This is a genomic window from Variovorax sp. FG153 (assembly GCF_057809595.1).
On record NZ_JBMDKG010000045.1, the window covers coordinates 30734 to 56540 of the forward strand.

At 71.4% G+C, this 25807-nt stretch carries 23 protein-coding genes; 10 read left to right on the forward strand and 13 right to left on the reverse strand.

The annotated features are described in order from the left end of the window. Window positions 1–12 precede the first annotated feature (12 nt). The 3 genes from ACODT0_RS33385 to ACODT0_RS33395 all read right to left on the reverse strand — a co-directional run bounded on the left by ACODT0_RS33385 (window position 13) and on the right by ACODT0_RS33395 (window position 6795). Window positions 13–966 (reverse strand): alpha/beta hydrolase family protein, encoded by a 954-nt coding sequence (locus ACODT0_RS33385; RefSeq protein WP_489043221.1) that lies wholly within the window; start codon window positions 964–966, stop codon window positions 13–15. Then, window positions 963–5798: a CapA family protein gene (locus ACODT0_RS33390; protein ID WP_489043223.1), complete on the reverse strand. Its 4836-nt coding sequence runs from the start codon at window positions 5796–5798 to the stop codon at window positions 963–965. Before ACODT0_RS33390 ends, ACODT0_RS33385 begins: the two co-directional genes overlap by 4 nt. 115 nt (window positions 5799–5913) lie before the next feature. Continuing rightward, complete coding sequence (locus ACODT0_RS33395) at window positions 5914–6795, reverse strand: LysR family transcriptional regulator (RefSeq protein ID WP_261216604.1); 882 nt, start codon at window positions 6793–6795, stop codon at window positions 5914–5916. A 139-nt stretch (window positions 6796–6934) separates the two neighbouring features. Here ACODT0_RS33395 and ACODT0_RS33400 point away from each other — a divergent pair, with 139 nt between their 5' ends. Together ACODT0_RS33400 and ACODT0_RS33405 are read left to right on the forward strand one after the other, a co-directional pair. After that, entirely contained in the window at window positions 6935–7936 is a 1002-nt protein-coding gene (locus ACODT0_RS33400) for a DMT family transporter (protein ID WP_489043224.1), read from the forward strand. A 29-nt stretch (window positions 7937–7965) separates the two neighbouring features. Next, window positions 7966–9060 carry an NADH:flavin oxidoreductase/NADH oxidase gene (locus ACODT0_RS33405; RefSeq protein WP_489043232.1) on the forward strand — a complete coding sequence of 365 codons (1095 nt, stop codon included), beginning with the start codon at window positions 7966–7968 and terminating at the stop codon, window positions 9058–9060. A 6-nt stretch (window positions 9061–9066) separates the two neighbouring features. On the opposite strand, the gene ACODT0_RS33410 is transcribed toward ACODT0_RS33405, so the two are convergent. Genes ACODT0_RS33410 through glmS form a run of 5 tightly spaced genes read right to left on the reverse strand, consistent with a single transcriptional unit; the run spans window position 9067 to window position 13468 of the window. Beyond that, window positions 9067–9858, reverse strand: a complete 792-nt coding sequence (locus ACODT0_RS33410) for a class I SAM-dependent methyltransferase (RefSeq protein WP_422097974.1) — start codon at window positions 9856–9858, stop codon at window positions 9067–9069. Window positions 9859–9883: 25 nt separating this feature from the next. Beyond that, entirely contained in the window at window positions 9884–10414 is a 531-nt protein-coding gene (locus tag ACODT0_RS33415; protein WP_057594579.1) for a GNAT family N-acetyltransferase, read from the reverse strand. A 7-nt stretch (window positions 10415–10421) separates the two neighbouring features. Next, window positions 10422–11015, reverse strand: a complete 594-nt coding sequence (locus ACODT0_RS33420) for a helix-turn-helix domain-containing protein (RefSeq protein ID WP_422097976.1) — start codon at window positions 11013–11015, stop codon at window positions 10422–10424. Window positions 11016–11049: 34 nt separating this feature from the next. Then, window positions 11050–11565, reverse strand: a complete 516-nt coding sequence (gene mug / locus ACODT0_RS33425; RefSeq protein WP_489043225.1) for a G/U mismatch-specific DNA glycosylase — start codon at window positions 11563–11565, stop codon at window positions 11050–11052. A gap of 19 nt (window positions 11566–11584) precedes the next feature. After that, the gene (gene glmS / locus ACODT0_RS33430; protein ID WP_057594576.1) at window positions 11585–13468 is read right to left on the reverse strand and encodes a glutamine--fructose-6-phosphate transaminase (isomerizing); all 1884 of its coding nucleotides are present in this window, start codon (window positions 13466–13468) and stop codon (window positions 11585–11587) included. Between the two features lie 158 nt (window positions 13469–13626). On the opposite strand from glmS, the gene ACODT0_RS33435 reads away from it, so the two are divergent. After that, entirely contained in the window at window positions 13627–14127 is a 501-nt protein-coding gene (locus ACODT0_RS33435) for an Lrp/AsnC family transcriptional regulator (RefSeq protein WP_261216597.1), read from the forward strand. Window positions 14128–14133: 6 nt separating this feature from the next. Here the strand turns inward: ACODT0_RS33435 and glmU are convergent, their stop codons facing one another. After that, window positions 14134–15561: a bifunctional UDP-N-acetylglucosamine diphosphorylase/glucosamine-1-phosphate N-acetyltransferase GlmU gene (glmU, locus tag ACODT0_RS33440; RefSeq protein ID WP_261216595.1), complete on the reverse strand. Its 1428-nt coding sequence runs from the start codon at window positions 15559–15561 to the stop codon at window positions 14134–14136. Between glmU and ACODT0_RS33445 the strand changes: the two genes are divergently transcribed. Then, on the forward strand, window positions 15560–16450 hold the full coding sequence (locus ACODT0_RS33445) for a DUF6279 family lipoprotein (RefSeq protein ID WP_413764462.1): 891 nt from the start codon (window positions 15560–15562) through the stop codon (window positions 16448–16450). The two genes, glmU and ACODT0_RS33445, sit on opposite strands and share 2 nt — an antisense overlap. 13 nt (window positions 16451–16463) lie before the next feature. On the opposite strand, the gene ACODT0_RS33450 is transcribed toward ACODT0_RS33445, so the two are convergent. Next, entirely contained in the window at window positions 16464–17156 is a 693-nt protein-coding gene (locus ACODT0_RS33450) for a Crp/Fnr family transcriptional regulator (protein WP_082322025.1), read from the reverse strand. Window positions 17157–17333: 177 nt separating this feature from the next. Here ACODT0_RS33450 and ACODT0_RS33455 point away from each other — a divergent pair, with 177 nt between their 5' ends. Beyond that, window positions 17334–17765 (forward strand): BLUF domain-containing protein, encoded by a 432-nt coding sequence (locus ACODT0_RS33455; RefSeq protein ID WP_057596548.1) that lies wholly within the window; start codon window positions 17334–17336, stop codon window positions 17763–17765. Between the two features lie 122 nt (window positions 17766–17887). On the opposite strand, the gene ACODT0_RS33460 is transcribed toward ACODT0_RS33455, so the two are convergent. Further along, entirely contained in the window at window positions 17888–18211 is a 324-nt protein-coding gene (locus ACODT0_RS33460; protein ID WP_057596549.1) for a DUF2917 domain-containing protein, read from the reverse strand. A 178-nt stretch (window positions 18212–18389) separates the two neighbouring features. Here ACODT0_RS33460 and ACODT0_RS33465 point away from each other — a divergent pair, with 178 nt between their 5' ends. Next, complete coding sequence (locus ACODT0_RS33465; RefSeq protein WP_057596550.1) at window positions 18390–19373, forward strand: LysR substrate-binding domain-containing protein; 984 nt, start codon at window positions 18390–18392, stop codon at window positions 19371–19373. Between the two features lie 117 nt (window positions 19374–19490). Here ACODT0_RS33465 and ACODT0_RS33470 read toward each other — a convergent pair whose 3' ends face one another. Next, the gene (locus ACODT0_RS33470; RefSeq protein WP_057596551.1) at window positions 19491–20108 is read right to left on the reverse strand and encodes a 5-formyltetrahydrofolate cyclo-ligase; all 618 of its coding nucleotides are present in this window, start codon (window positions 20106–20108) and stop codon (window positions 19491–19493) included. A gap of 36 nt (window positions 20109–20144) precedes the next feature. Between ACODT0_RS33470 and ACODT0_RS33475 the strand changes: the two genes are divergently transcribed. The 3 genes from ACODT0_RS33475 to ACODT0_RS33485 all read left to right on the forward strand — a co-directional run bounded on the left by ACODT0_RS33475 (window position 20145) and on the right by ACODT0_RS33485 (window position 23528). Continuing rightward, window positions 20145–22151 carry a lytic transglycosylase domain-containing protein gene (locus tag ACODT0_RS33475; RefSeq protein WP_489043226.1) on the forward strand — a complete coding sequence of 669 codons (2007 nt, stop codon included), beginning with the start codon at window positions 20145–20147 and terminating at the stop codon, window positions 22149–22151. Between the two features lies 1 nt (window position 22152). Continuing rightward, the gene (locus ACODT0_RS33480; protein ID WP_057596553.1) at window positions 22153–22731 is read left to right on the forward strand and encodes an MgtC/SapB family protein; all 579 of its coding nucleotides are present in this window, start codon (window positions 22153–22155) and stop codon (window positions 22729–22731) included. 113 nt (window positions 22732–22844) lie between these two features. Further along, a complete protein-coding gene (locus ACODT0_RS33485; RefSeq protein WP_489043227.1) occupies window positions 22845–23528 on the forward strand; it encodes a glutathione S-transferase family protein in 684 nt (227 codons plus the stop codon). 46 nt (window positions 23529–23574) lie between these two features. Here the strand turns inward: ACODT0_RS33485 and ACODT0_RS33490 are convergent, their stop codons facing one another. Continuing rightward, window positions 23575–24300 carry an OmpW/AlkL family protein gene (locus ACODT0_RS33490; protein WP_057596555.1) on the reverse strand — a complete coding sequence of 242 codons (726 nt, stop codon included), beginning with the start codon at window positions 24298–24300 and terminating at the stop codon, window positions 23575–23577. A gap of 166 nt (window positions 24301–24466) precedes the next feature. Between ACODT0_RS33490 and ACODT0_RS33495 the strand changes: the two genes are divergently transcribed. Beyond that, the gene (locus ACODT0_RS33495) at window positions 24467–25726 is read left to right on the forward strand and encodes a multifunctional CCA addition/repair protein (protein WP_413764463.1); all 1260 of its coding nucleotides are present in this window, start codon (window positions 24467–24469) and stop codon (window positions 25724–25726) included. Window positions 25727–25807: the final 81 nt, after the last annotated feature.

The window sequence follows — 25807 nt, forward strand, 5'->3', positions numbered from 1 at the left end:
AGCGGCCCGGGCTCAGTGCTCCATGCCGCGCGGTTCCGGGTACATGGCTTCGCGCGCGCAGGCCGCGGCGGCGTTCGGCCCCGCGCGGTCCTTGAGGTCGTGGAAGTCGGGCGGCTCCGCGGCCGCGGTGCGGATCTCCACGCGATGGCCGGCGCGCTGCAGCGCCTCGGCGAAGCGCTCCTGCAGCGCGAAGGGCGTGTTCTGGTCCTCGCGGTTGCCGATCAGCACGATGCGGCGCGCCGCATCGGGCACCACGCCGTCGACATGGTCGAGCGGGTCGTAGAAGCGCGTGCTGCCGGTGGTGTCGGTGCGCCCGTCGCGCGAACGCCCGAGCAGGCGCGCGCGCTCGAGCAGGCCGTAGGCGCCCGAGGTCAGCACCGCGCAGGCCACGCGCGTGCGGCCCAGCGTGAGCAGCGCGGCACCCGCGGTGGCACCGCCGCTGTGGCCGAGGATGACCAGGCGCTGGATCCGGTGGCGCTGCATCAGCGCGTCGAGCGCGGCATCGAGCGCATGGAACTCCACCGGCTGGCGGCGCTGGCGGTGGTTGCCCGAGGAACCGTAGGTGCCGGGCCGCGCGACGAAGATCCACGGCACGCCGGCGCGGTCTCGGTTCTTCTGCGCATCGGCCGTGCGCAGCGCCTCGGTGTTGCCCGAGATGCGCGCGGGCGGCTGGTCCATCACGGCATCGCGGTCGCCCGAGAACTGCACGATGGCGACGCGCGCGCCCTCGATGTCGCCGCTCGCGAAATAGCGGATGCAGGCCGGCCCCTCGACCGGCTGCACCCAGAGGAAGCCGAAGCGGCCCTCGGGGCAGTTCTCGCGCACCGCCGGCTGGTTCCAGTGCAGCACCTCGTCGCCGATGGCGCGGATCGCGGGCGGCCGGATCTCGGCGCGCTGCGCGCAGGCCGCCTGCACCAGCGCCACGGCGAGCGCGCACAGCAGCATGGCGGTCGAACGCAGGTTCATAGCTTCTGCAGCAGTTCGGGGATGTCGCCGAAGTCGGAGCGGTCGCGGTCGCCCTTCACCAGCAGCAGGTCGCCGTCGCGCAGGAAGGCGCCGAGATAGCCGGCGGCCTCGGCCGCGCTCTCGAAGTGCGGACCCAGCATCGCGGCCGGCATCTCCTCGCGCAGCCAGCGCATCTCGTGGCCGTGCGTCACGACGTGCTCGATGCCCGAGGCCAGCAGCGGCGCCGCGAGGCTGCGGTGCATGGCCTCGGCCTCGTGGTCGAGGTTGACGATGCGCCCGAGCATGGCGATGCGGCGCGCGACCGGCGTGGCACCATTCCCGCGTCCGTAGTCGCGCACGAACGCCATCGCATTGCGCATCGACATCACCTCGGCGTTCCAGCTGTCGTCGATCAGCGTGGCCTGCACGCCGTTGCCGGTGCGCAGCGCATGCACCTGCATCACCGAGGCCGGCAGCCGCACGCCGGGCATGCGCGCGCAGGCGGCCTCGGGATCGAAGCCCATCGCGACCAGCGCCGCGAACGAGAGCGTGGAGTTGCGCACCAGCCCTTCGCTCGCGACCGGGAACAGGTAGGAATGGGTGCGCCCGCGCAGCGCGATGCGCACGCGGCAGCCGTGGCCCTCGGGTTCGATGCCGAGCACGCGCACGTCGGCCTGCGGCCCCGGCCCCACCACCCAGACCGCGCCGGCGGTGCGCGCGGCCGCCTGCACCACCGGCAGCAGGCAGGGGATGTGGTCGGGCACGATCGCCACGCCGCCGGGCTCCAGGCCGAGGAAGATGCGCGACTTGTATTCGGCCGTCTGCTCGACGCTCACGGCCTGCCGGGTCTGCGACAGGCCGATCTCGGTGACGATCGCCACGTGCGGGCGCGCCATCAGCGAGATCGGGCCGCGGTCCATCCACAGCGAGCTCTGCGCCATCTCGAGGATGCAGACGTCGACGTCGGGCCCGAGGCTGGCCAGCATCGCCGGCACGCCGACGCGCGAGTTGTAGTTGTCGATGGTGGTGTGCACGCGCGCCTGCGCGGGCAGCAGGTCGCGCAGCATCGCGATGGTGGAGGACTTGCCCACGGTGCCGGTCACGCCGACCAGCAGGCCGCGGTAGCGCTCGCGCGCGGCGGCGCCCAGGCGCAGCAGGGCACGGATCGGATCCTCCACCTGCAGCAGCGGGAAGTCGCTCGCGAGGCCCTCGACCGGGTGCTGCACGATCGCGCCCGCGAGCTGGTCCTGCAGGCCGGGCAGCAGCAGGTGGCGGTCCCAGTTGACGGTGCTGCGCGGCCGGCTGTAGCGCTCGTGCGCGGCCAGCGTCTCGTAGTCGGAGGCGACGAACAGCGCCGGCGCCGGCAGCAGCTCCATGTGCTTGGGCCCGCGCACCACCGAGCGCGCGAGCCAGCCGGGCGGCGGCTCGACCAGCCACTGGCCGTGCGTGATGCGCTGCAGCGCCTCGGCGGTCCACACCGGCTCGGGCGTGGCCGACGCGCCGGGACGCAGCGCGAACAGCACGGGCGCGGGCCGTTCGGGCAGCGGCAGCGCCACCTGCGAGGCACGCAGCCCGCACCACACGGGCAGGCGCCGCGCCGGCCATTCGGGCGCGGGCACGGTCTCCTCGCTCTCCTCGCCCAGGCGCGCGGGCCGGGCGCTGCCGACCACCCGCACCTCGAGCTGCAGCACGTCGCTGCGCAGCAGGCTGCTCGCGGGCGGGCGCAGTCCGTAGCGGTCGCGGTGGATGCGCCCCGGCTGCCAGCGGCTGGTGGGCCACATCCAGTCGCAGGGATCGTGGTCCATGCTCTCGCCCCAGGGCGGCATGTGGGTGCTGCGCATCGGCATGGCACGGAACTGGATGCGCAGGTCGTCGGCCACCGGTTCGACCGCGCGCCAGAACGACTCGACCCACAGCATGCGGCGGCCCGAGATCTGCGTCGGCGTGCAGCGGATGCCGAGCAGCTCGAGCGGGCCGAAGCGCATCGGCGCGATGTGGCGCGAATCGGGCGGCAGCACGTCGACCAGCCATTCGGGCCGCGGCGCGAGCATCGGCGCGACGCGCGCGAACACCTGCTCGGGCAGCGCGGGCGCGTCGGCGGCGAGCCGCGAGGCGCGCTCGGGCGGCGCCAGCGCGAGCGTGCAGCGGCCCTCGGGCTGTACCGTCATGGCGGTGCCCAGCGCCTCGCACTGGCGCGCGAAGCGCGCGGCCGCGCCGCGCGCGCGTTCGTTCGCGTACTGGCGCGAGCGGCCGAAGCCCACGCCGATCGGCGTGAAGACCAGCTGCTCGACGCCGCGCGGGCTCAGTGCGAGCGTGAACACGCCCGCGTCGACGAAGTCGTTGCGCACCGCCTCGAACAGCAGGTCGCCCGCGTCGTGCACGATCGGCCGGCCGCGGTAGACCTCGATGCCCTGCAGCACGTGCGCCGAGGTGCCGAGCACGGCATCGGCGTCCGCGTCGACGATCGCGTGGCCGACCGCGATCTCGGCCTCGGAGGGCTCGGTCTCGAGGTTGTCGCCCCAGTGCACCGCCACCAGCACCACGTCGGCCGACTCGCGCGCCTTCGCGATGCGCGGCGCGAGCAGCGCGGTCCAGGCCACGGGCTCGTCGAGCGGCAGGTAGGCGGCGCCGGGCCTGTCGGGGCCGGCCGCGAACTGGGGCTGGGTGGCGTCGAGCGAGAACAGCGCCACGCGCACCTCGCCGGCCATCGCGAAGGCCGGGCGCAGCGCGGCCTCGAGGTCGCGCCCGGAACCGGCCCAGGCGATGCCCGCGGCGCGCAGGTGCCACTGCTGCTCCATCAGCGCGCCCGGACCGTAGTCGCCGCTGTGGTTGTTGGCGGTGGCGACGATGCCGACGCGCGCGGTGGTGAGCACGTCCAGCATCTCGGGCCGCGCGCGGAAGTAGTAGGAGCCGGCCTCGCCCTTGTCCACGCCCTGCTCGCCGGTGGTGGCGACCACGCATTCGAGGTTGACGATGCGCAGGTCGGCCTCGCGCAGCGCGGGGATGCCGCTGAGCATGCGGCGCGCGCCGCCGAGCTCGAGGCGCCGGTAGTGCAGGCGGCGGGCGAGGTTCACGTCGCCGCCGAAGGCGACGGTGCCGGTGCGCGTCGCGGGCGTGTCGGCCGGCGCCTGCGAGGCGGCCTGCGGCACGGACGGCGCGGCGATCTCGCCGCCCTCGCGCGCCTTCAGCATCCGGTGGTAGGCCACGTAGCCCGACAGGTAGTGCTCCACGTCGTCGATGCGCACGCGGAAGCTGTGGTGCTTGATGAAGAACGCGCCCGCGATGCGCTCGGGATGGCGGAAGAACATCGCGAGCTCGGGCCAGAAGTGGCCGTTCGCGAGGTAGCGCGCGCGGTGCTCGAGCGCGCGCTCGAACTTGTCGCGGTCCAGGCCCTCGAGCAGGGGGCGCAGTTCGGGATCGGCCTCGATGCGCAGCACCATCTCGCGCGCGGCCATCATCAGCTCGAGCAGGGTCGGGAAGGTGGTGACGCGTTCGAGCACGAAGTCGAGGTAGTCGGCCACGTTGCGCAGCCCGAACTCGTAGTAGCGCAGCGCGGGCCGGTGGCGCGTGAGCTCGTTGACGCAGTAGCCGAGCCAGTGGTCGTGCGCGCGCCAGTGCTCGGCGGCGATGAAGTGGTCGAAGGCCTTCTCGACCATCGCGAGCCAGCGCGGATCGCGCGTGAGGCCGTACAGCCGCATCAGGCCGAACGCGGCCTCGCCGTCGTAATAGATGACGCGGAAAGCCTCCTTCACCGCGAGGCTGGGCCGGTGCAGCACGTGCACGAAGCGGCCGCTCTCGGGGTCCTGCATGTGGCGGATGCCGAGCGCGAGCTGCTCGAGCAGCGGCAGGAAGCGGCGGTCGCCCGTGAGCTCGGTGTACTTGACGAAGGCCAGCAGGCAGACGGCGTTGCCGCCGAGCTTGATCTCGTGCGCGACGTCGACCAGGAAGGCCGCGCGGCTGCCGTCGGGCAGCACCGCGGGCCGGATCAGCGAGCCCGCGAGGAAGGCCAGCGAGCGGTCGATGGCCTCCTTCTGCGCGGCATCGCGCGTGAGCTCCCAGGCCTCGAGCAGCGCATAGGTCGAGCTCGCGTGGCGCAGCGTGTTGTAGGTCGGGATGGCGCGGTCGAAGCAGGGGAACCAGCCGTAGTGGAACTCGCCCGTGGGCTTGACCTGCGCCGCGAGATAGCGGCTGGCGTCCTCCACCATGCCGCGCACCCGCGCGGCGTTCCAGTCGTCGAGGCGGCGCAGGTTGGCCTCCTGCCCCTCGGGCACGATCGGCCAGGCGCCGCCCGCATCGACGTAGACCGCGCGCGTGGTGAAGCACCACACGGGCGCGGCATCGTCGTCGGGAAAGTCGAGCTCCTTGCCGAAGCGGCGCCGGGTGTGCAGCCGCAGGTTGCCGGGATTGGGCAGGCAGTGGTCCACACTGCCGTCGTAGAAGACCGCGCTGCCGTTGGCCTCGGGCGCGAGCAGCGCGAACTCGAAGCGGCTGTCGAAGGACACGCCCTGCTGGAAGTAGTTGCGCCGCGTCTTCGCGAGCAGTTCCTTGAACTCGCCCCAGTGCATCGGCAGCACGTGCTCGACCAGCTCCGCGCGCAGCCGCTGCGGCGGCCGCTCGCCGCGCTGCGCGGCATCGGCCAGCGCCTCGGCCGCTTCCTCCCAGGCCTGCGCGGCATCGGCGCCGCGGCCCGAGACCACGCGCGCGCGGCTGCCGCCCTCGCCGATCGCGAGGAAGACCACGCTGCCGGTGACCGGCGTGGCCGGCGGCAGCGCGGGCAGCACGCCCTCGGGACCCGCCAGTGCCTGCCTGGCGCGGTTCAGGAGTTCGGCGAGAGAAAGGGTCGGTTCGGGCATGCGAGAAAGGAGGAAGACCCCGCCAGCGGCAGGCCGCGCGCATCGTACCCGCGTGCCGGCGTTTCGCGCTGACCGGAGGCTGACAGGGGCCGCCTTGCCACAGGGGCGAAAGGCCTCAGACGCCCCAGGCCTCGAACACCGCCTGCCGCACCACCTCGACCGCCGGCGCCCGCGCACCCGCGGCCGGTTCGATCCAGCACAGCCAGGTGTGGGCGCGCCAGCCGGGCCAGATCGCGAGCTCGCCGTGGCGCTCGCCCTGCTCGGCCTGGTCGAGCCGCATCAGCCCCGCGCCCATGCCGCTCGCGACCATGCTGCGCACCGCGCTCTCGCTGTCGGCGGTGCGGCCCTGGCGGTACTCGCGGCCGGCACCGGCGAACAGGCGGTCGAGGTGCGCGCGCAGCACGCAGGAGGGCGGCGTGCCGACCCAGGGCTGCTCGGTGAGCGTCTCGAGCGACAGGCCCGGATGGGCGTCGGCCATCGGCAGCGGGAGCACGACCACCAGGTCGACCGGCGCCAGGCGGTGCAGCGCCAGGCCTTCGCGCGAAGCCACGTCGCTCAGCGTGTAGGCACAGTCGAGCTCGCCGCGCTCGACCGCCGAGGCGGTCTCGTACGACAGGCCCTGGCGCAGTTGCAGCGTGACCTGCGGATGGCGCTCGGCCAGCTTCACGAGCACGTCGCCGAGCCGCAGCGAGACCGGGTCGACCACGGTGCCGAAGCGCACCACGCCCTGCGCGGCGCCGCGCAGCTGCTCGGCGGCCGAGCGCATGCGCAGCGCCGAGGCCAGCGTGCGCTCGGCCTCCTCGAGCAGGCTCTGGCCCGCGGGCGTGGGCGTCATGCCGCGCGGCGTGCGCTCGAACAGGCGCACGCCGAGCTCGTCTTCGAGCGCCTTGAGCTGCGCGCTCACGGCGGGCGCGCTGGTGAACACGCGCTCGGCGGCGCGCGTGAGGCTGCCCTCGCGGGCGATGGCGACGAAGGTCTTCAGCTGGTAGAGCTCCATGGCGGCCGATTGTGAGCGCGCGGCGGCGCGCGGTCCCTTCGTTTTTTCGGAGGGCCCGCTCCAAAGAAGCGAATGGCATTCGCGCGGCCCCGCCCCGATCCTCGGACACATCGACTCCTTCATCGTCCGAAAGCCCCCCATGTCCCGATCCCAACGCCTGTACGGCATCGCCGCCCTGCTCTTCGCCACCTCCGGCTGGGGCTCCCTGTTCCTCGTCAGCAAGGGCGTGCTTCACCACGTCGAACCCGTGTGGTTCACGCTGATCCGCTACAGCCTGTCGGCGCTGCTGTTCGCGCTGCTGGTGCTGCCGCGCGGCGCCGCGCCCTGGCGCAGGCTGCGCCGCCATGCGGGCGCGCTGGCGCTGCGCGGCGCGGCCGGCTTCGGGGTGTTCAGCGTGCTGCTGCTGATCGGCCTCGCGCACTCGGTGCCCTCGCACGGCGCGGTGATCATCGCCACCACGCCGATGACCACGCAGCTCGTGCGCTGGCTGCTCGACGGCGTGCGCCCCACGCGCGCCGCGCTGCTCGCCACCGCGCTGGCGCTCGCGGGCGTGGCGATCGTCTCGGGTCTCATCGGCGGTCATGGCGGTCATGGCGGTCATGGCGGCGCGGGCAACGCCACGCTGTTCGGCGACGCCATCGCCTTCGCCGGCACCCTGGGCTGGGTCTGGTACACGCGCGGCGCGGCGCGCTTTCCCGAACTCGACGCGGTCGAGTACAGCGCGCTCACGGTGCTGGCCGCGTGGCCGGTGCTGCTGGCGGCCGCGGTCGGTGCCGCGCTGCTCGGCTGGTCGGCGGCGCCCAGCCTCGAAGGGCTGCGGCTGTCGTGGCAGGCGCTGCTGTTCGTCGGCGTGGTGCCCTCGGCCGCCTCGGTGCTGGCCTTCAACCATGGCGTGCGCACGCTCGGCGCCGTCACCGGCACCGCCTTCCTCAACTTCGTGCCGGTGTCGGCGCTGCTGATGAGCGCGGCGCTCGGCACCCTGCCCACGGCGAACGAACTGCTGGGCATGGCGATGGTGGTGGCTGCGCTCCTGATCCATACCGCCCTGAACCGCAAGGCCAACGCCCTGCCCGCGGCAAGGATCGCGCCGCCCCCGCAGAATCCCTGCACCTACCGCACCCCTGGAGCCACGACACCGTGAGCAGCGACACCCCCCGCCTCTTCGAGCCGATGCGCATCGGCCCGCTCTCGCTCGACAACCGCATCCTGATCGCGCCGATGTGCCAGTACTCGGCGAGCGAGGGCACGCCGGGCGACTGGCACCTGATCCATCTCGGCCATCTCGCGCTGTCGGGCGCGGGACTGCTGATCCTCGAGGCCACCGCGGTCGAGGCCGAGGGCCGCATCACGCCGGGCGACCTCGGTCTCTATTCGGACGCCAACGAGGAGGGCCTGGCACGCGTGCTCGCCGCCATGCGCGCCCATTCGTCGATGCCCGTGGCAATGCAGCTCGGCCACGCCGGGCGCAAGGCCTCGAGCCGCGCGCCCTGGGAAGGCGGCGCGCAGATCCGCCCCGGCGAGCCCGGCGGCTGGAAGGCCTTCGCGCCCTCGGCCGTGCCGCATGCGCTCGGCGAGGACGTGCCGCTCGCGCTCGACACCGAGGGCCTGGCGCGCGTGCGCGAGGCCTTCGTGGTCGCCGCCCGCCGTGCCGCGCGGCTCGGCATCGAGGGCATCGAGATCCATGCCGCGCACGGCTACCTGCTGCACCAGTTCCTGTCGCCGCTGGCCAACCACCGCGACGACGCCTACGGCGGCAGCCTCGAGAACCGGCTGCGCTTTCCGCTCGAGGTGTTCGACGCGGTGCGTGCCGTCTTCCCGGCCGAGCGGCCCGTGTGGGTGCGCGTGTCGGCGGTCGACTGGGTGGAAGGCGGCTGGGACCTCGAGGGCACCGTGGCCTTCGCCCGGGCACTCGAGGCGCGCGGCTGCGCGGCCATCCATGTCTCGAGCGGCGGCGTGTCGCCGAAGCAGGCGATCGCGCTGGGCGCGGGCTACCAGGTGCCGTTCGCCGAACGCGTGAAGGCCGAGGTCGGCATCCCGGTGATCGCGGTCGGCCTGATCACCGAGGCGCGGCAGGCCGAGGCCATCCTCGCCGAGGGCAGGGCCGACGCCATCTCGCTGGCGCGCGCGATCCTCTACGACCCGCGCTGGCCCTGGCACGCGGCCGCCGAACTCGGCGCGCGGGTGAAGGCCCCCGTGCAGTACTGGCGCTCGCAGCCGCGCGAGTTCAAGGACCTGTTCGAGAACGCGAAGTTCGGGGCGCGCTGAACGCCTTCAGCGCAGCGCCTCGAGCCAGAACAAGGTCTGCCGCACCTCGATCGCCTCGCCCGCCTGCTGCCGGCGATGCAATTGCGCGAGCGCATCGCGCGTGCCTTCGATCGTGAAGCCGGGGCAGACATAGGGCACGTTCTTCAGGTACCAGGCGAAGGCACCCACGTCGGCGAAGCGCAGCAGCTCGGCGCCCGCCTCCGCGCGCAGGATCTCGAAGCCCGCGCGCTCGAGCTGGCGCCGCGCGATGTCGAGCCGCCACTCGGGCGGCGGCTCGGCCGGTGCCAGGCCCGCGAGCCGGTGGTGGTCGGCATTGAAGTCCGAGGCCACCTGCTGCGTGAGGAAGTGGCCGCCGCGCGCGAGCACGCGCGCCACCTCGGCCGGCACGAAGGACTCGTGGCGGTTGACCACCAGGTGGAACTCGCCATCGGCGAAGGGCAGCGGTGCGTCGTCGTGCGCATCGTCATCGCCATCGCTTCGCGCGCCGTTGTCGAGCGCGCCCTCCACCGCCACCACCTCGATGCCCAGCGGCGCGAGCCGCTCGCGCGCCACCGCGACGTTGGGCGCCCAGCCCTCGGTGGCGACGGTGCGCGCGGGCCGCAGCGGCAGCCGGCCGAGCCACTCGCCGCCACCCGTGCCCATGTCGAGCAGGTCGGGCGACTGGCGCGCGCGGTGGACCACCGCCCGTTCGAAATCCCAGGGCACGGCGGTGGTCGCGATGCGGCCATCGCAGGACAGGTCCCAGCCGACCAGCGGCTTGCGCGCAGCCTCGGCCAGCAGTCGATCGAATTCGGTCATCGCGCCAGTCTGCCGCATGGCGGCCTCAGGGCGCGAGCGTGCGATAGAAGTAGGTGGTGTCGCAGAAGCCGCCGCGCGGCAGCAGCGCATAGCCGGGGATGGTGCCGCTGCGCTGCCAGCCCGAGCGTTCGTAGAGCCGCTCGGCCTCGGGGCTCGAGGTGTCGAGCACCAGCAGCGTCTTGCCGCTGTCGCGCGCGGCCTGCTCGGCCGCCTGCATCAGCAGCGCGCCGAGCCCCTGGCGCCGGGCGCGCCGGTGCACCAGCATCTTCGCGAGGTCGGCGCGGTGCGGCTGGTTGTCGGGCTGGTCGAGCACGAGCTGCACCGTGCCGACGATGCCCCGCGCGTCCTCCGCCACCATCAGCGCGCGCTCTCCGCGCGCCACGCCGTCGGCCACCTTGCGCCAGAAGGCCAGCGCCTGCTCGAGCGACAGCGGATGCATGAAGCTCACCGAGGCATCGCCGTCGACGCAGTCGATCAGCAGCTCGGCCAGCGATTGCAGTTGCGCCGCGTCCACCGCCTGCAGGCGGCGCACCGGGTGGAGGCTGGTGGGGTTCATGGCGTTCTCACTTCCAGGCATCGGGATGGGGGCTCACGATCGCGACCGCGTAGCGGGCGTTCTCGCGCGTGGGATTGAAGTAGGCGACGGGCCGGTCGAGCACCATCGCGAGGCAGTCGCCGGCGTCGAGCCGGTGGCGCTCCTCGCCCATCGTGATCTCGATCGTTCCCTCGAGCATCCAGACCTGCTGGTGCACCTGCGACTCGCGCGCGCCCGATTCGTAGGCCACGCGCGCCTTGGGCGGGAACAGCACCTCGACGATCTGCAGCGGCGAGGCGATGCCGCCGGGCGAGACGTTGCGCCGCAGGTAGCCCGACGAGGGATCGCGCCATTGCGGCTGGTCGGCGCGGCGCGCGACCGGATCGGCGCGCGGGCGCGGCTCGTCGAACAATGAGGCCAGCATGGTGCCGAGGCCGGTCGCGAGCTTCTCGAGCACCACCGCCGTGGGGCTGCTCTCGCCGCGCTCGATCAGCGAGATCATCGAGCGGCTGACCCCGCTCTGCGCGGCCAGCGCCTCGAGCGAGAGGCCGCGCGCGGCGCGCAGTTCGCGCACGCGGCGGGCGATGCGGTCGTTGAGGGGGACGGGCTCTTGTTCTTTCATGTTGGATTTATTTTCCAACATGATGGAATACCGGTCAACCCGGCGCGGCGGCCTCGCGCAGCGCCTTGTAGGCCGCCACCAGCTCATCGAGCGAGAACGCGCGATTGAGTCCGCTGGGATTGGGCAGGATCCAGGTCTCGATGCCGGCGAAGGGCTCGGGCTGGCGGCCCCAGGCGATCTGCCGGTGTCCCGTCATGCCCGCGTAGGCGGCCTTGCCGAGGAACGCGAGGCGGCGCGGGCCGCAGGCGGCGATCTTGCGGGTGAAGGCCTCGGTGGCGGCCGCGAACTCATACGTCGCCAGCTGGCTCGCGCGCGCCGTCGGCCGGTCGACGGCCGTGGTCAGGCCGTAGCCGCTTTGCAGCAGCAGCGGCGCCTGGGCGGGCTGCATCTGCACCGGCGTGAAGCCTGCCAGGTGCAGCACGCGCCAGAAGCGGTTGCCCCTGCCTTCGAAGTGCAGGCCCGACGCGGCCGCGCGCTGGCCCGGGTTGATGCCGCAGAAGACGATGGCGAGGCCGGGGGCCAGGAGGTCCCGCAGGCCTTGGGAAGCCATTCGGGCCGATCCCGCCCGCTCACTCCACCGTCACGCTCTTCGCCAGGTTGCGCGGCTTGTCCACGTCCGTCCCGCGCGCGCAGGCCGTGTGATAGGCCAGCAGCTGCAGCGGCACCACGTGCAGCAGCGGCGACAGCGCGCCGTAGTGCTCGGGCATGTGGATCACGTGCAGGCCTTCGCTGCTCTTGATCTTCGAGTCGCCGTCGGCCAGCACGTAGAGCACGCCGCCGCGCGCGCGCACTTCCTGCAGGTTGCTCTTGAGCTTCTCGAGCAGGGCGTCGTTGGGCGCCACGGCGACCACCGGCATCTCGCTGGTCACCAGCGCGAGCGGGCCGTGCTTGAGCTCGCCGGCGGCATAGGCCTCGGCGTGGATGTAGGTGATCTCCTTGAGCTTGAGCGCGCCCTCGAGCGCGATCGGGTAGTGCAGGCCGCGGCCCAGGAACAGCGCGTTGTCCTTGCGCGCGAAGTCCTCGGCCCAGTTGATGATCTGCGGCTCGAGCGCGAGCACCGACTGCAGCGCGACCGGCAGGTGGCGCATCTCCTTGAGGTAGCGCGCCTCGTCTTCCGCGCTCAGCAGGCCCTTCGACTGCGCGATCGCCAGCGTGAGCAGGAACAGGCCCGCGAGCTGGGTGGTGAAGGCCTTGGTCGAGGCCACGCCGATCTCGACGCCGGCGCGCGTGATGTAGGCCAGCTTGCATTCGCGCACCATGGCGCTGGTGGCGACGTTGCAGATGGTCAGGGTCTGCTCCATGCCGAGCGAGCGCGCATGCTTGAGCGCGGCCAGGGTGTCGGCGGTCTCGCCCGACTGGCTGATGGTGACGACCAGGGTGCGCGGATCGGGCACCGAGTCGCGGTAGCGGTACTCGCTCGCGATCTCGACCTGGGTCGAGATCTTCGCGATGCCCTCGAGCCAGTACTTGGCGGTGCAGCCGCTGTAGTAGCTGGTGCCGCAGGCCAGGATCAGGATGCGGTCGATCTCCTTGAACACGCGGTGCGCGCTGGCGCCGCTCTGCTTGCCGTCCTGGCCGATGCCGTCGAACAGCTCGGGCACGATGCCTTCCACGCCCTCGAGCGTGTCGCCGATGGCGCGCGGCTGCTCGAAGATCTCCTTCTGCATGTAGTGGCGGTAGGGGCCGAGCTCGGCCGCGCCGCTGTGGGCCTGCACGGTGCGCACCGGACGCTGCACCGGCTTGTGGGCGCGGTCGACGATCCAGTACTTGCCGGGCTGCAGGTCGACCACGTCGCCTTCCTCGAGGTACACGATCTGGTCGGTGACGCCGGCCAGCGCCATCGCGTCGCTGGCCAGGAAGTTCTCGGCGCCGTCCTTGCCCGCGCCCAGGATCAGCGGCGAACCGGCGCGCGCGCCGACCACGCGCTGCGGTTCGTCGCGGCAGATCACGGCGATGGCGTAGGCGCCCGTGAGCTGGCGCACGGCGCCCTTCACGGCCTCGAACAGGTCGCCGTCGTAGAGGCTGTCGACCAGGTGGGCGATGACCTCGGTGTCGGTCTGGCTCTCGAACACGTAGCCCTTGGCCTCGAGGCCGGCGCGCAGCGACTCGTGGTTCTCGATGATGCCGTTGTGCACCAGCGCGATGCGGCCGGGCCGCGCTTCCTGCGCGCCGGCGCCCGGGCCGTGGCTGAAGTGCGGATGCGCGTTGTGCACCGCGGGCGCGCCGTGCGTGGCCCAGCGGGTGTGGGCGATGCCGGTCAGGCCTTCGAGCCTGTCCTCGGCCACCTGGGTCTGGAGGTCGGCCACGCGCGAGGTGGTGCGCGCGCGCGTCAGGCCGCCCGCGTGCACGGCCACGCCGCAGGAGTCATAGCCGCGGTATTCGAGCCGCTGCAGGCCCTGGACCAGGACCGGGACGATGTTTCGATGGGAAGCCGCGCCGACGATGCCGCACATGGTTGTCTTGCCTTTGGAAAGGAATGAGGGAGAACGAAAAGAATTGCTGCGAATAGTAGGGAGGGTGAAAGGAAATTTGCCGTCTAAATTTCAATGAATTTGGACTTTTCTTTCACACATTCAGGTCAATGAATTTTTATTCCATAATTTCACAAATCATGGAATCCATCGCACTCGACGCCATCGACCTGAAGCTGCTCGACGCCCTGCAGCGCGACGCCTCGGCCACCAACCAGAAGCTGGCGGCGGCCGTGGGCATCTCGCCGCCGACCTGCCTGCGGCGGGTGCAGCGGCTGTGGCAGGAGGGTTTGATCGAGCGCCAGGTGGCGCTGCTGTCGCCCGACCGGCTGGCCGCCGTGCTGGGCCACGGGCTGCAGGCGGTGGTGGAGATCTCGCTCGACCGGCAGGACGCCGGGTCGCTCGAGGCCTTCGAGGCGCGCGTGATGGCGGACGACGCGGTGCAGCAGTGCTGGCGCGTGTCGCCGGGACCGGATTTCGTGCTGGTGGTGGCCGCGCGCGACATGCCCGCCTACGGCGCGCTGGTGCAGCGGCTGTTCACCGCCGACGCCAACGTGCGCAACGTCAAGGCCTTCTTCAGCCTCAAGCGCGCGAAGTTCGAGCCGCGGGTGCCGCTGACACCGCTGGCGCCCGCGGGCTGAGGCCCGTCAGGCCTTCGGCTTCTTCTGCGGCCGCTGCCAGTTCGGCAGGCTGATCTGCTTGCCGCGCGCCACGGTCAGCGCGCCCGCCGGCGTGGTCTTGGTGACGGTGGAGCCGCCGCCCACGGTGCCGCCCGCGCCGATGGTGACCGGCGCCACCAGCACGCAGTTGCTGCCGATGTGCACGTCGTCCTCGAGCACGGTGCGGTGCTTGTTGGCGCCGTCGTAGTTGGCGGTGATGCTGCCCGCGCCGTAGTTGACGCGCGCGCCCACGGTGGCGTCGCCCAGGTAGGCCAGGTGGTTGGCCTTGGCGCCGGCGGCCAGGGTGGAGTTCTTGACCTCGACGAAATTGCCGATGTGCACCTCGGTGCCGAGCTGGGCGCCGGGGCGCAGCCGCGCGAAGGGGCCGATCAGCGCGCGCTCGCCGACCGTCACGCCGGCCTTCTCGCCGTCGATGTGGGTGAAGGGATGGATCACGGCGCCGGCCTCGATGCGGGCATTGGCGATCACGCAGTTGGCGCCGATGCGCACGCCCTCGCCGAGCGCGACCTGGCCCTCGAACACGCAGTTGACGTCGATCTCGACGTCGCCGCCGCATTCGAGCGTGCCGCGCAGGTCGAAGCGCGCCGGGTCGGCCAGCCGCACGCCCTGGGTCATCAGGGCCTCGGCCTGGCGGCGCTGGAAGGCGCGCTCGAGTTCGGCCAGCTGCACCGGGCTGTTGATGCCGGCCACCTGCAGCCCGTCGGTCGTGATGTGGGCCACCACCGGCACGCCGTCGGCCGCGGCGTGCTTGACGATGTCGGTCAGGTAGTACTCGGCCTGGGCATTGCGGTTGTCCAGCCGCTCGAGCCAGCCCTTGAGCAGCTTCGCGGGCGCGGCCATCACGCCGCTGTTGATCTCGCGCACCGCGCGCTGCGCCTCGCTGGCGTCCTTGTGCTCGACGATGGCGGTCACCTCGCCGCCCGCGGCGTTGCGGATGATGCGGCCGTAGCCGGTGGGGTCGTCCAGCTCGATGGTCAAGAGCGCCAGCCGCTCGCCGCCGCTGGCGGCGATCAGGGTGCGCAGCGTGTCCTCGGCGATCAGCGGCACGTCGCCCGAGAGGATCACCACCGTGCCGTCGTCGGGCAAGAGCGGCGTGGCCTGCTGCACCGCGTGGCCGGTGCCCAGCTGCGGCTCCTGGCGCGCGAAACGCAACGAGGCGGCCTCGGGCGAGGCGGCCATGGCGGCCTCGACCTGCTCGGCGCCGTGGCCCGTGACGATCACCACGTGCCGGGCGCCGATGCGCGCGGCGGTGCCGGTCACGTGCGACAACAGTGCGCGCCCGCCCAAACGATGCAACACTTTGGGAAGCCTGCTCTTCATGCGCGTGCCTTTGCCGGCCGCCATGATCACGACGTCGACCGGTCCCTGGTCGCCCTGCTTCGGAATCTGATTCATGCCTTTTTCTACCCGGATGCGTTGTTTCAAGCTGGCGCGGATTATCGGCGTGCTGGCGCTGGCGGCCGTCCTGGGGGCTTGCAGCGCGATCCGGCTGGCCTACAACAACCTGCCCGAGCTCAGCTACTGGTGGCTCGACGGCTACCTCGATTTCGACGGCTCGCAAACGCCCAAGGTACGCGACGACCTGGCGCGGCTGCTCGAATGGCACCGGCGCAACGAACTGCCGAAGATCGCGGCGCTGCTGCAGGAGGCCGAGGCGCTGGCGCCCGGCGACATCACGCCGGCCCAGGCCTGCGCCATGACCGACCGCATCCGCGACCGGCTGCTGGCGGTCAGCGAGCGCGCCGAGCCCGCGGGCACCGAGCTGGCGTTGAGCCTCGGCGAGGCCCAGTTGCAGCAGCTCGAGCGCAAGTACGCGAAGAACAACGCCGACTACCGCAAGGACTGGCTCGACCGCTCGCCGGCCCGGGTGCAGGAGAAGCGCTACGACCAGTTCCTCGACCGCTTCGAGGATTTCTACGGCCGGCTTTCGCCCGAGCAGCGCGAGCTGCTGCGCCAGCAGGTGGCGCAGTCGGTGTTCGACCCGAAGCTGCAGGACGTGGAGCGCCGCAAGCGCCAGCAGGAGGCGCTGGTGCTGCTGCGCGGCTTCGTCGCGAACCGCACGCCGCCGGCCGAGGCGCGCGCCGCGCTGCATGCCTACCTGCAGCGCATCGCCGACCCGCCACCCGGCCCCTGGCGCGAGCAGCAGCAGGCGCTGCTGCAGGAAGGCTGCCGCAACCTGGCCGCGCTGCACAACGGCACCAGCGCGGCGCAGCGCGCGCAGGCGGTCAAGCGGCTGCAGGGCTACCGCGAGGACCTGCGGCAGCTCTCGGAGGCGGCCGGTTGAGCCGGCCCCGGCCTCAGATCAGCGGCGTGGGCCGCAGCGGCCGCTCGAAGTAGTCGCCCAGCGCCTCGAGCGCGCGCGGCTCGAGGATGCGCAGCCAGCGGTCGTCGAGCTTGTAGAGCCCGAGTTGCGACAGCCGCCGCAGCGTCTTGTTGGTGTGGACCAGCGACAGCCCGAGCGCATCGGCGATGTGCTGCTGGTTGAGCGGGAACTCGACCCAGCCGTCGCGCACCATGCCCACGCGCTCGGCGCGGCGGTACAGATGCATCAGCAGCATCGCCACGCGCTCGACGGCGCTGCGCCGGCCGGTGGTCACGAGGTTGTCGTCGATCATCTTTTCCTCGCGCGCGGCCAGCCAGGTGATGTCGTAGCCGAGCTTGGGCTCGGCATGGAACAGCTCCCACAGCCGGTCGCGCGCGAACACGCACAGCGAGACCTCGGTCAGGGCCTCGACGCCATGGGTCTGGCCATCGGCGAACTCGTCCTGCAGCCCGACGAAGTCGCCGGGCAGCAGCACGTTGAGGATCTGCCGCCGGCCGTCGCTCAGGGTCTTGTAGCGGAAGGCCCAGCCCGAATAGAGCGTGAACAGCTGCGGGCTGCGCCGGTGTTCCTCGATGATCGAGCCGCCGGCCTCGACGCGGCGCGCGCCGATGCGGAACGATTCGATGGTGCGCAACTGGTCGGCGGACACCGGCAAAAAGGCCGGCAGCTGACGCAGCGCGCAACGGCTGCAGGGATGGGGCCCGTTCTCCGGGGCGGCGGGTGTGGGGTACTGGTCGAGCACCACCGACTATAGGCATCGAGGGGGGTGGTCCCGGTATGTCTTTTTACATTTCGTGATGTCGGACGGCTGCCTACACTGCGCTCGCCTTTCCCATCCCGGCCCATGATTTCCGACGAACAGACGCAAGCTCCCGCGCCCGCCCCGGCGCTCTCCGAGATCCTCTACTGCAGCGAGCTTGCGCCGGACCTGCCGCCCGACACGGTGGCCAGCATCGTCGCGCGCGCCCGCGTGCGCAACGGCGAACTCGGCATCACCGGGCTGCTGGTCTTCGACGGCCAGCGCTTCTGCCAGCACATCGAGGGACCGCCCGATGCCCTGCGCTCGCTGATGGATCGCATCGCGCGCGACCCGCGCCATGTCGACGTGCGCGTGGCCTGGCAAGGCGAACTGGCCGCGCGCCGCTACAGCGGCTTCCGGCTCGGGCTGGCCGAGAGCGAGGGCCCCGACCTGATGGCCGGCGTGCATGCGCTCGACGGCGAGGTCGCGCTCAAGCATTTCCTGGCGCTGCGCCGCAGTTTCGACATCAACGGCTGAAGACGGCCGCGCCAAAGAAAAAGGGCCGGACGATGCGCGAAGCGCCGTCCGGCCCCTTGGTATGACGGGCACGGCTCGCGCCGCCGCCCGGTGGCCCAGGATCGATCAGGAAACCCGCGGGATCAGGCGGCATCCCACGTGTACGTGGCGCCGTAGCCGTCCCAGGCTTCCATCACGATGCGCTGGCCGGCCGCCACGGTGAGCGATTCGCCGGGGGCGAGCACCAGGTCCTCGCTCGGGCTCTCGAGCGTGGCATCGGGCGTGATCCAGACCCGGCCCTGGCGCACGCGCAGCACGCTCTCGCCGCGCGCCTTCAGGCTCATCGCCTCGCCGGGCGCGATTTGCCAGGCACCGCGGCGCACGGCCGGCGGAATCGCGGCGGCGGTGTTGCGGTTGGGCAGCGACAGGGTGGACAGCGTAGAGGTGGTGCAGACGGCAGTGGACATGATGGGCTCCTAGGTGTTTGCCGAATCGCGAATCAATGGGTGCTTGGAGAAGGAGGCAGCAATGGCGCGGTTCGGGAATGAATGATCGTTTCCCGGCCGTTGGCAGTCCAATGAAAAGGAGGTAGCCTACTGATTCCGGTTTCGCATCAATCCCGAGGCAGGCGCCGGCCCCCGATCCATGCAGCATTCGCAAACCCACCTGCGTTCCCGCCCGATCTCCGCCGGCCACCTGCGGGCCTTCGAGGCGGTCGCGCGGCACCTGAACTTCCGCGCCGCGGCCGAGGAAATGGCCCTGACCCAGTCGGCCGTGAGCCGCCAGATCCAGTCGCTCGAGGAGGAAGTGGGCGTGCCGCTGTTCCTGCGCCACACGCGCGCGGTCGAGCTGACCAGCGCGGGCGCCCAGCTGCTTTTGGCGGTGCAGCAGGCGCTGCCGCGCGTCGACACCGCGGTGCGGCAGATCCGCCAGAGCGCCGGGCGCAAGAGCGTCTCGCTGACCACCTTCGCCTCGTTCGCCTCGATGTGGCTGATCCCGCGGCTCGAGGCCTTCCAGCGCGACAACCCCGAGATCGACATCCGGATCGACGCCAGCGACCTCGCGGTCGACCTCGAGGTGGCCGACGTCGACATCGCGCTGCGCTACGGCCCGCGCGAGGCCATGCCCCCGCAGGCCGTGCGGTTGTTCGGCGAAAACCTCACGCCGGTGGCGAGCCCCTGGCTCATCAAGAGCAGCCCGCCGATCAAGAAACCCGAGGACATCGCGCGCTTCACGCTGATCGAGGCCGGCGACGCCCACCGCACCCACCTCGAATGGCTGACCTGGCGGCGCTGGTTCGAGCTGCACGGCCTGGAACGCGCCCAGCCCAAGCGCTGGCTCTATTTCAACTACGCCTACCAGATGGTGCAGGCCGCGCTCACCGGCCAGGGCGTGGTGCTGGCGCGCAGCTCGTTGATCGCGGAGAGCCTGGCCAACGGCGACCTGATCGAGGTGCTGCCGCAGCACCGCATGGACTCGCCGATGTCCTACTGGCTGATCGCCGGCCCGCGCAGCGCGCTGCGGCCCGAGATCAAGGCCTTCTGGGACTGGCTGCTGGCGCAGGCCGGCACCACGCGCGAGACCATCGGCGAGGTGCCCGACCCGGACACCATCGACAACATGGACTGAGACGAATACGGGATCGGGTAGCCGAACGCAGAAGAAATACCAAAGTCACGCAGAAGTCGCAGAACAGAATTCCTGTGTTTTCCTTCCGCGACTTCTGCATTCGGCTGTTTGCGCGTTTCAGCCGATCGGCCAGACCACGCCGTTGTCGTTGAGGATGGCGTCGAGCGGCAGGTCGTGCGCCTCGGGCTCGAAGTCCTCGAGGAAGCCGTTCGCGAAACCCAGGCCGACCGTGAAGGGCCGCGGCTCGAGGGCGGCCAGCGTGCGGTCGTAGAAGCCGCCGCCGTAGCCGAGCCGGTAGCCGCCCGCGCTGTAGCCCACGCAGGGCACGAACAGCAGGGTCGGCACGATCAGCTCGGTGTCCTTGGGCTTGGGGATGCCGTAGGCGTCCTCTTCCATCTGGCAGCCCGGGTACCAGGCGTGGAAGGTCAGGGTCTTGTGGACCTTGTCGATCACGGGCAGGCCGATGCGGCGGCGCTGCGGCTCGTCGATCAGTTCGCCGTCCTCCTTCCACCGATGCAGCGCGGGCAGCGGATCGAACTCGCCCTTGATCGGCCAGTAGGCGCCGATCACGGTGTCGGGCCGGCCGACCAGCCAGATGCGCATCACGCGCTGCAGCAGGTCCGCGCGTGTCAGCCGGTCCGGCATCCCCAGACGTTGTTCGATCAACGCCTTGCGCAGCTGATCCTTGAGAAAACTCGCCGTCGCCGACGTGGCGGCATCCTTTGACTTGTCCATAATCTCCCGATGCAGTTTCCAAGCATTTTGGCATCCATGTGCCGTCGCCCGCGCCGCGCCGCGCCGGCACTGGTTCTTTCGGCCCTGGCGGCCTGCGCGCTGGCCCTCCTCGCCCCCGCGTCCGCATCGGCCCAAGGCAACACCAACGACGAAGTGCTGCTGCAGATGAAGCAGGCCTTCCAGCGCGGCGACAAGGCCCGGCTCGCGGCGCTGCTGCCGCAGGCCCGCGGCCACGTGCTCGAACCCTGGGCCGCCTACTGGGAACTCAAGGCGCGGCTGCAGGAAGCCGGCGCGAACGAGGTGCAGGACTTCTTCGCGCGCTATCCCGGCACCTACCAGGAAGACCGGCTGCGCAACGACTGGCTGCTGCTCACGGGCCAGCGCCGCGACTGGGACAACTTCTCGGCCGCCATCGGCGGCTTCCGCATGGGCGACGACGCCCAGGTGCGCTGCTACGCGATCCTGGTCGACGCGCTGCGCAGCGGCAGCGCCACCCAGGCCCAGGCCGACGAGATCCGGCGCAACTGGTTCGCCCAGCGCGACAGCGACGACGGCTGCCTCACGGCCGCCGACCGCATGATCGCCGCGCGCCTGCTCACGCCCAACGACGCCTGGAAGAAGGCGCGCCTGGCCATCGAGGCCAACCGGCCGCAGGCCGCGCGCGGCGCCGTCACGCTGGCCTCGCCCGATGCGCTGCCGCTGTTCGAGGAGGTCAACGCGAGCGCGGCCAAGTTCCTGGTCGCGCGCGGGCCGGTGGCCGCCAAGTCGCGCCGCGAGCTGGTGACGCTGGCACTGATCAAGATCGCGATGGCCGACCCCGAGCAGGCCGCCTCGCAGCTCGACGCCAAGTGGAGCGCGATGCTCTCGGCCGAGGAGCGCAACTGGATCTGGGGCATCATCGGCCGCCAGTCGGCGATCAAGCTCTGGCCGCAGGCCGTGGGCTACTTCGGCAACGTCACGAAGAACGCCGACCTGTCGGACGACATGCTCGGCTGGCGCGTGCGCGCGGCGCTGCGCGCCGGCCAGTGGAAGGACGTGGCGCCCGCCATCAACGCCATGAGCGAGGCCAGCCAGCAGGACCCGACCTGGACCTACTGGAAGGCGCGCGCGCTGGTCAATGCCGGCGGCGACGAGCGCCGCGCCCAGGCGCGCGAGCTCTACCAGGGCATCGCGGGTACGCGCGGCTTCTACGAGATGCTGGCGCTCGAGGAGCTGGGCCAGCGCGTGATGGCCGCCACCCGGCCCGCGCCGCTCACGCCCGAGGAACGCAATGCCGCGCGCATGAACCCCTCGCTCAACCGCGGCCTCTACGCCATCGCGATCGGCCTGCGCCCCGAGGGCACGCGCGAATGGAACTACGCCACCAACCTGCACGACCGCGGCGGCATGGACGACCGCGCGCTGCTGGCCGCGGCCGACTTCGCCTGCCAGCGCGAGGTCTGGGACCGCTGCATCAACACCAGCGAGCGCACCAAGGGCGTGATCGACGTCGAGCAGCGCTTCCCGATGCCCTTCCACGACACGGTGCTGCGCAAGAGCCAGGACATCGGCCTCGACCCGGCCTACGTCTACGGCCTGATCCGCCAGGAGAGCCGCTTCATCATGGACGCGCGCTCGGGCGTCGGTGCCTCGGGCCTGATGCAGGTGATGCCCGCCACCGCGCGCTGGACCGCGCGCAAGATCGGCATGACCGACTTCACGCCGGGCCAGATCAACGACCGCGAGACCAACATCACCATCGGCACCAACTATTTGAAGCTCGCGCTCGACGACTTCGACGACTCGATGGCGCTGGCCGCCGCGGCCTACAACGCCGGCCCGGGCCGCCCGCGCAGCTGGCGCAACGGCCCGGTGCTCGATGCCGCGATCTGGGCCGAGAACGTGCCGTTCAACGAAACCCGCGACTACGTGAAGAAGGTACTGGCCAACACCACCAACTACGCCGCGATCATCACCGGCCGGCCGCAGTCGCTGAAGGAACGCCTGGGCCGGGTCGGCCCGCGCGACGCCGCGATGCCCGAGCCCAACAAGGACCTGCCCTGAGATGAGCTGGCGCGACGAGGTCCTCGACACCATCGCCGCGGAGTTCTCGGACGTGGGCGATCTCGCCCAGCTCACGCGCATCCTGGTGCGGCTGCTGCTCGCGGCGCTGCTGGGCTTCGTGCTCGGCTTCGAGCGCGAGCAGCAGGGCAAGGCGGCCGGCGTGCGCACCCACATGCTGGTGGCCATCGGCTCGGCGCTGTTCGTGCTCGTGCCGCAGCAGACCGGCATCGTGCCGGCCGACATGAGCCGCGTGATCCAGGGCCTGGTGGCCGGCGTCGGCTTCCTCTGCGCGGGCACCATCCTCAAGCAGGGCAAGGACGAGCATCACGTGCAGGGCCTCACCACCGCCGCCGGGCTGTGGATGACGGCCGCGATCGGCATGGCCTGCGGCCTGGGCCGCGAGGCCACGGCGGTGATCAGCGCACTGCTGGCGCTGGTGGTGCTGCAGTTCGTGCCGAAGCTCGTGAGCCTGATCGAGCGCGCGATCGGACCGCCCAAGGGCGAAGGCCAGGCGGCGCCGCGCGTCATCGCCTCGAGCGCCGAGCCCGTGCCGCGCACCGACGACAGCGACCGGAGATAGACAGCGGCGCGCCGCCCGCGCCCGTCATCAATGCGCGCCGCAAACGGTATCAATCGCGCGGCGCCGGCGCCCTAGCATCGAAGGCTTTGCCACGAACCAACCGGAGGAATCCCATGCTCAAGCTCTACATCGGCAACAAGAACTACTCGTCGTGGTCCATGCGTCCCTGGGTGCTGCTCAAGCAGGCCGGCATTCCCTTCGAGGAAGTGATGGTGCGCTTCGACGCCTTCGAGGCCGGTTCCAACTTCAAGGCCGTGGTCGGCGCGGTCAACCCCACGGCGCGCGTGCCGGTGCTGATCGACGGCGACCTCACGGTCTGGGATTCGCTCGCCATCGCCGAGTACCTGGCCGAGCAGTTCCCCGACAAGGCGCTGTGGCCGCGCGACAAGGCCGCGCGGGCCCGCGCGCGCAGCATCAGCGCCGAGATGCACTCGGGCTTCGGCAACCTGCGCAGCCACTTCCCGATGAACATCGAGGCCTCGCTGGCCGAGGTCGGCGCGCGCGTGCTGAAGGAACAGGCCGGCGTGGTCGAGGACCTGCAGCGCATCGCGGGCATGTGGAGCGAGTTGCTCGACACCCATGGCGGCCCGATGCTGTTCGGCGAATTCAGCATCGCCGATGCCTTCTACGCGCCGGTGTGCATGCGCATCCGCGGCTACGGGCTGCCGGTGCCGCCCGCGGCGCGGGCCTACATCGAGCGGGTGGCGGCCCTGCCGGGCGTCGCCGCGTGGATCGAGCAGGCGCTCGCGGAGCAGGATTTCGTGGCCTTCGACGAGCCCTACCGGACCTCGCGCTGATCGTCGTTCGCGATCGGCGCGAGCCGGCCAGGCCGCGTCGCGCCGCTCAGAAGCGGTAGGTCGCCGACACGTAGGTCACGATCGGGTTGAGCTTCAGGCGCGCCTCGCTGGTCGCGATCGGCAGGCCCGTGATCGAGGTCGTCGTGAGCTTGGCCTTGGTCTTCAGCGGGATGTAGGAGACCGAGAAGGAAATGCCCCAGTGCTTGTCGAACTGGTAGGCCAGGCCGGCATTGAGCACGGGCGCGAAGGAGCTGTCGAGCTTGGCCGTGGTCACGGTCGACAGCGGCCGCTGGTGCAGCTGGCTGCCGAGCGCTTCCTGCAGGTTCGACGTCAGGTTGATGTCGCTGTACCAGACGTAGGTGGCGCCCAGGCCCACGAAGGGACGGAAGGCCGAGTTGGCCTCGTTGAAGTAGTACTTGCCGAGGATGGTCGGGCTCCACTGCCGCGCTTCGCCGAGCTGGCCCACGCGTGCCAGCGTGCCGGTGCCGTTGAGCTTGAACTTCGGCGGAATGCCCAGCACGCCTTCGACGGCCCAGTGGTCGTCGACGAAGTACATGGCGCTCAGGCCCAGCGTGTCGGAATCGCTCACGCTCGCGCCCGAACCCGCGAGCACGCTCTGCACCGGCGCGGTGAGCGTCAGCGGCTTGCTCTTGTCCTGCGGCGACAGATGGAACCAGCCCGCGCCGACGACCCAGTCGCCGGCCTTCTGTGCAAAGGCGCTGCCGGACGTCAGTGCCCCCAGGGCTGCCAACGCCAACATGGTCTTTTTCATGATGTGAATACTCCTTTGGTTGAAATGCCCCCTCCAAACGCGGTGCCGGTCTGCAGCCGGTGAAGCGTTCGAGCGCCTCGAACGAGCGAACGGTCGTTCGATTTGCTCGTGGATTATCGAACGACCGTTCTTTTTAAGCCCTGCGGGGTATCCCTACACTGGGCGCATGAAAACCTATCTCGTCGGCGGCGCGGTGCGCGATCGCCTGCTCGGACGCCCGGTGTCGGACCACGACTGGCTCGTGGTCGGCGCCACGCCCGAGGCCATGGTGGCACAGGGCTTCCTGCCCGTGGGGCGCGATTTCCCGGTATTCCTGCATCCATCGACGCGCGAGGAATACGCGCTCGCGCGCACCGAGCGCAAGAGCGCGCCCGGCTACCGCGGCTTCGTGATCCATGCGTCGCCCGACGTGAGCCTCGAGCAGGACCTCGCGCGGCGCGACCTGACCATCAACGCGATCGCGCTGCCGGCCGAACGCGTGGCCGCCGACGGCAGCTTCGACCCCGCCCCCACCGACCTGGCCGATCCCTTCCACGGCCAGCGCGACCTGCGCGAGAAGCGGCTGCGCCACGTCACCGACGCCTTCCGCGAGGACCCGGTGCGCATCCTGCGCGTGGCGCGCTTCGCCGCGCGCTTCGACGACTTCGAGGTCGCGCCCGACACGCAGGCACTGATGCGCGAGATGGTCGCGGCCGGCGAGGTCGATGCGCTGGTGCCCGAGCGCGTGTGGCAGGAGCTCTCGCGGGGGCTGATGGAGACGCGGCCCTCGCGCATGTTCGAGGTGCTGCGCGCCTGCGGCGCGCTCGCGGTGCTGCTGCCCGAGGTCGACCGGCTCTGGGGCGTGCCGCAGCCCGCGCAGCACCATCCCGAGATCGACACCGGCGTGCACCTGATGATGGTGCTCGACACCAGCGCACGGCTCGCGGCCTCGCTCGCGGTGCGCTTCGCCTGCCTGATGCACGACCTCGGCAAGGGCACCACCGAGCCGGAGATCCTGCCGCGCCACATCGGCCACGAGAAGCGCAGCGCCGAGCTGCTGCAATCGGTGTGCGACCGCTGGCGCGTGCCGGTCGACATCCGCGAGCTGGCCGAGGTGGTGGCGCGCGAGCACGGCAACATCCACCGCAGCGGCGAGCTCGATGCCGCCGCGCTGGTGCGGCTGCTCGAGCGCTGCGATGCCTTCCGCAAGCCCGCGCGCTTCGCCGAGGCGCTCCTGGCTTGCGAATGCGACGCACGCGGCCGGCTCGGCTTCGAGCAGCGCGACTATCCGCAGCGCGAGCGGCTGCTTTCGGTGCTGGCCGCGGCCGCGGCCGTGGCCACCGACGCGGTCGCGCGCCAGGCGCAACAGGCCGGCGCCACCGGGCCGAGGATCGGCGAGGCGATCCACCGCGCGCGCATCGACGCGGTGAAGGCCGCGGCCGGCTGAGCACCCAGGCGGCGCGCGCAATACCACGCGCGCCGCGGCATGTCTTCATGCCTATGGCGGAGGTTCCATGACTTAGGGCAC

Coding starts and splice junctions, on each gene's coding strand:
- ACODT0_RS33405 (WP_489043232.1), top strand. CDS start 7,966: ATGCGCATCGGCCCGCTCTCGCTCGACAACCGCATCCTGATCGCGCCG.
- ACODT0_RS33395 (WP_261216604.1), bottom strand. CDS start 6,795: ATGGAGCTCTACCAGCTGAAGACCTTCGTCGCCATCGCCCGCGAGGGC.
- ACODT0_RS33415 (WP_057594579.1), bottom strand. CDS start 10,414: ATGAACCCCACCAGCCTCCACCCGGTGCGCCGCCTGCAGGCGGTGGAC.
- ACODT0_RS33435 (WP_261216597.1), top strand. CDS start 13,627: ATGGAATCCATCGCACTCGACGCCATCGACCTGAAGCTGCTCGACGCC.
- ACODT0_RS33485 (WP_489043227.1), top strand. CDS start 22,845: ATGCTCAAGCTCTACATCGGCAACAAGAACTACTCGTCGTGGTCCATG.
- ACODT0_RS33420 (WP_422097976.1), bottom strand. CDS start 11,015: ATGAAAGAACAAGAGCCCGTCCCCCTCAACGACCGCATCGCCCGCCGC.
- glmS (WP_057594576.1), bottom strand. CDS start 13,468: ATGTGCGGCATCGTCGGCGCGGCTTCCCATCGAAACATCGTCCCGGTC.
- mug (WP_489043225.1), bottom strand. CDS start 11,565: ATGGCTTCCCAAGGCCTGCGGGACCTCCTGGCCCCCGGCCTCGCCATC.
- ACODT0_RS33490 (WP_057596555.1), bottom strand. CDS start 24,300: ATGAAAAAGACCATGTTGGCGTTGGCAGCCCTGGGGGCACTGACGTCC.
- ACODT0_RS33495 (WP_413764463.1), top strand. CDS start 24,467: ATGAAAACCTATCTCGTCGGCGGCGCGGTGCGCGATCGCCTGCTCGGA.
- ACODT0_RS33390 (WP_489043223.1), bottom strand. CDS start 5,798: ATGCCCGAACCGACCCTTTCTCTCGCCGAACTCCTGAACCGCGCCAGG.
- ACODT0_RS33385 (WP_489043221.1), bottom strand. CDS start 966: ATGAACCTGCGTTCGACCGCCATGCTGCTGTGCGCGCTCGCCGTGGCG.
- ACODT0_RS33445 (WP_413764462.1), top strand. CDS start 15,560: ATGCCTTTTTCTACCCGGATGCGTTGTTTCAAGCTGGCGCGGATTATC.
- glmU (WP_261216595.1), bottom strand. CDS start 15,561: ATGAATCAGATTCCGAAGCAGGGCGACCAGGGACCGGTCGACGTCGTG.
- ACODT0_RS33465 (WP_057596550.1), top strand. CDS start 18,390: ATGCAGCATTCGCAAACCCACCTGCGTTCCCGCCCGATCTCCGCCGGC.
- ACODT0_RS33455 (WP_057596548.1), top strand. CDS start 17,334: ATGATTTCCGACGAACAGACGCAAGCTCCCGCGCCCGCCCCGGCGCTC.
- ACODT0_RS33400 (WP_489043224.1), top strand. CDS start 6,935: ATGTCCCGATCCCAACGCCTGTACGGCATCGCCGCCCTGCTCTTCGCC.
- ACODT0_RS33410 (WP_422097974.1), bottom strand. CDS start 9,858: ATGACCGAATTCGATCGACTGCTGGCCGAGGCTGCGCGCAAGCCGCTG.
- ACODT0_RS33470 (WP_057596551.1), bottom strand. CDS start 20,108: ATGGACAAGTCAAAGGATGCCGCCACGTCGGCGACGGCGAGTTTTCTC.
- ACODT0_RS33480 (WP_057596553.1), top strand. CDS start 22,153: ATGAGCTGGCGCGACGAGGTCCTCGACACCATCGCCGCGGAGTTCTCG.
- ACODT0_RS33475 (WP_489043226.1), top strand. CDS start 20,145: ATGTGCCGTCGCCCGCGCCGCGCCGCGCCGGCACTGGTTCTTTCGGCC.
- ACODT0_RS33460 (WP_057596549.1), bottom strand. CDS start 18,211: ATGTCCACTGCCGTCTGCACCACCTCTACGCTGTCCACCCTGTCGCTG.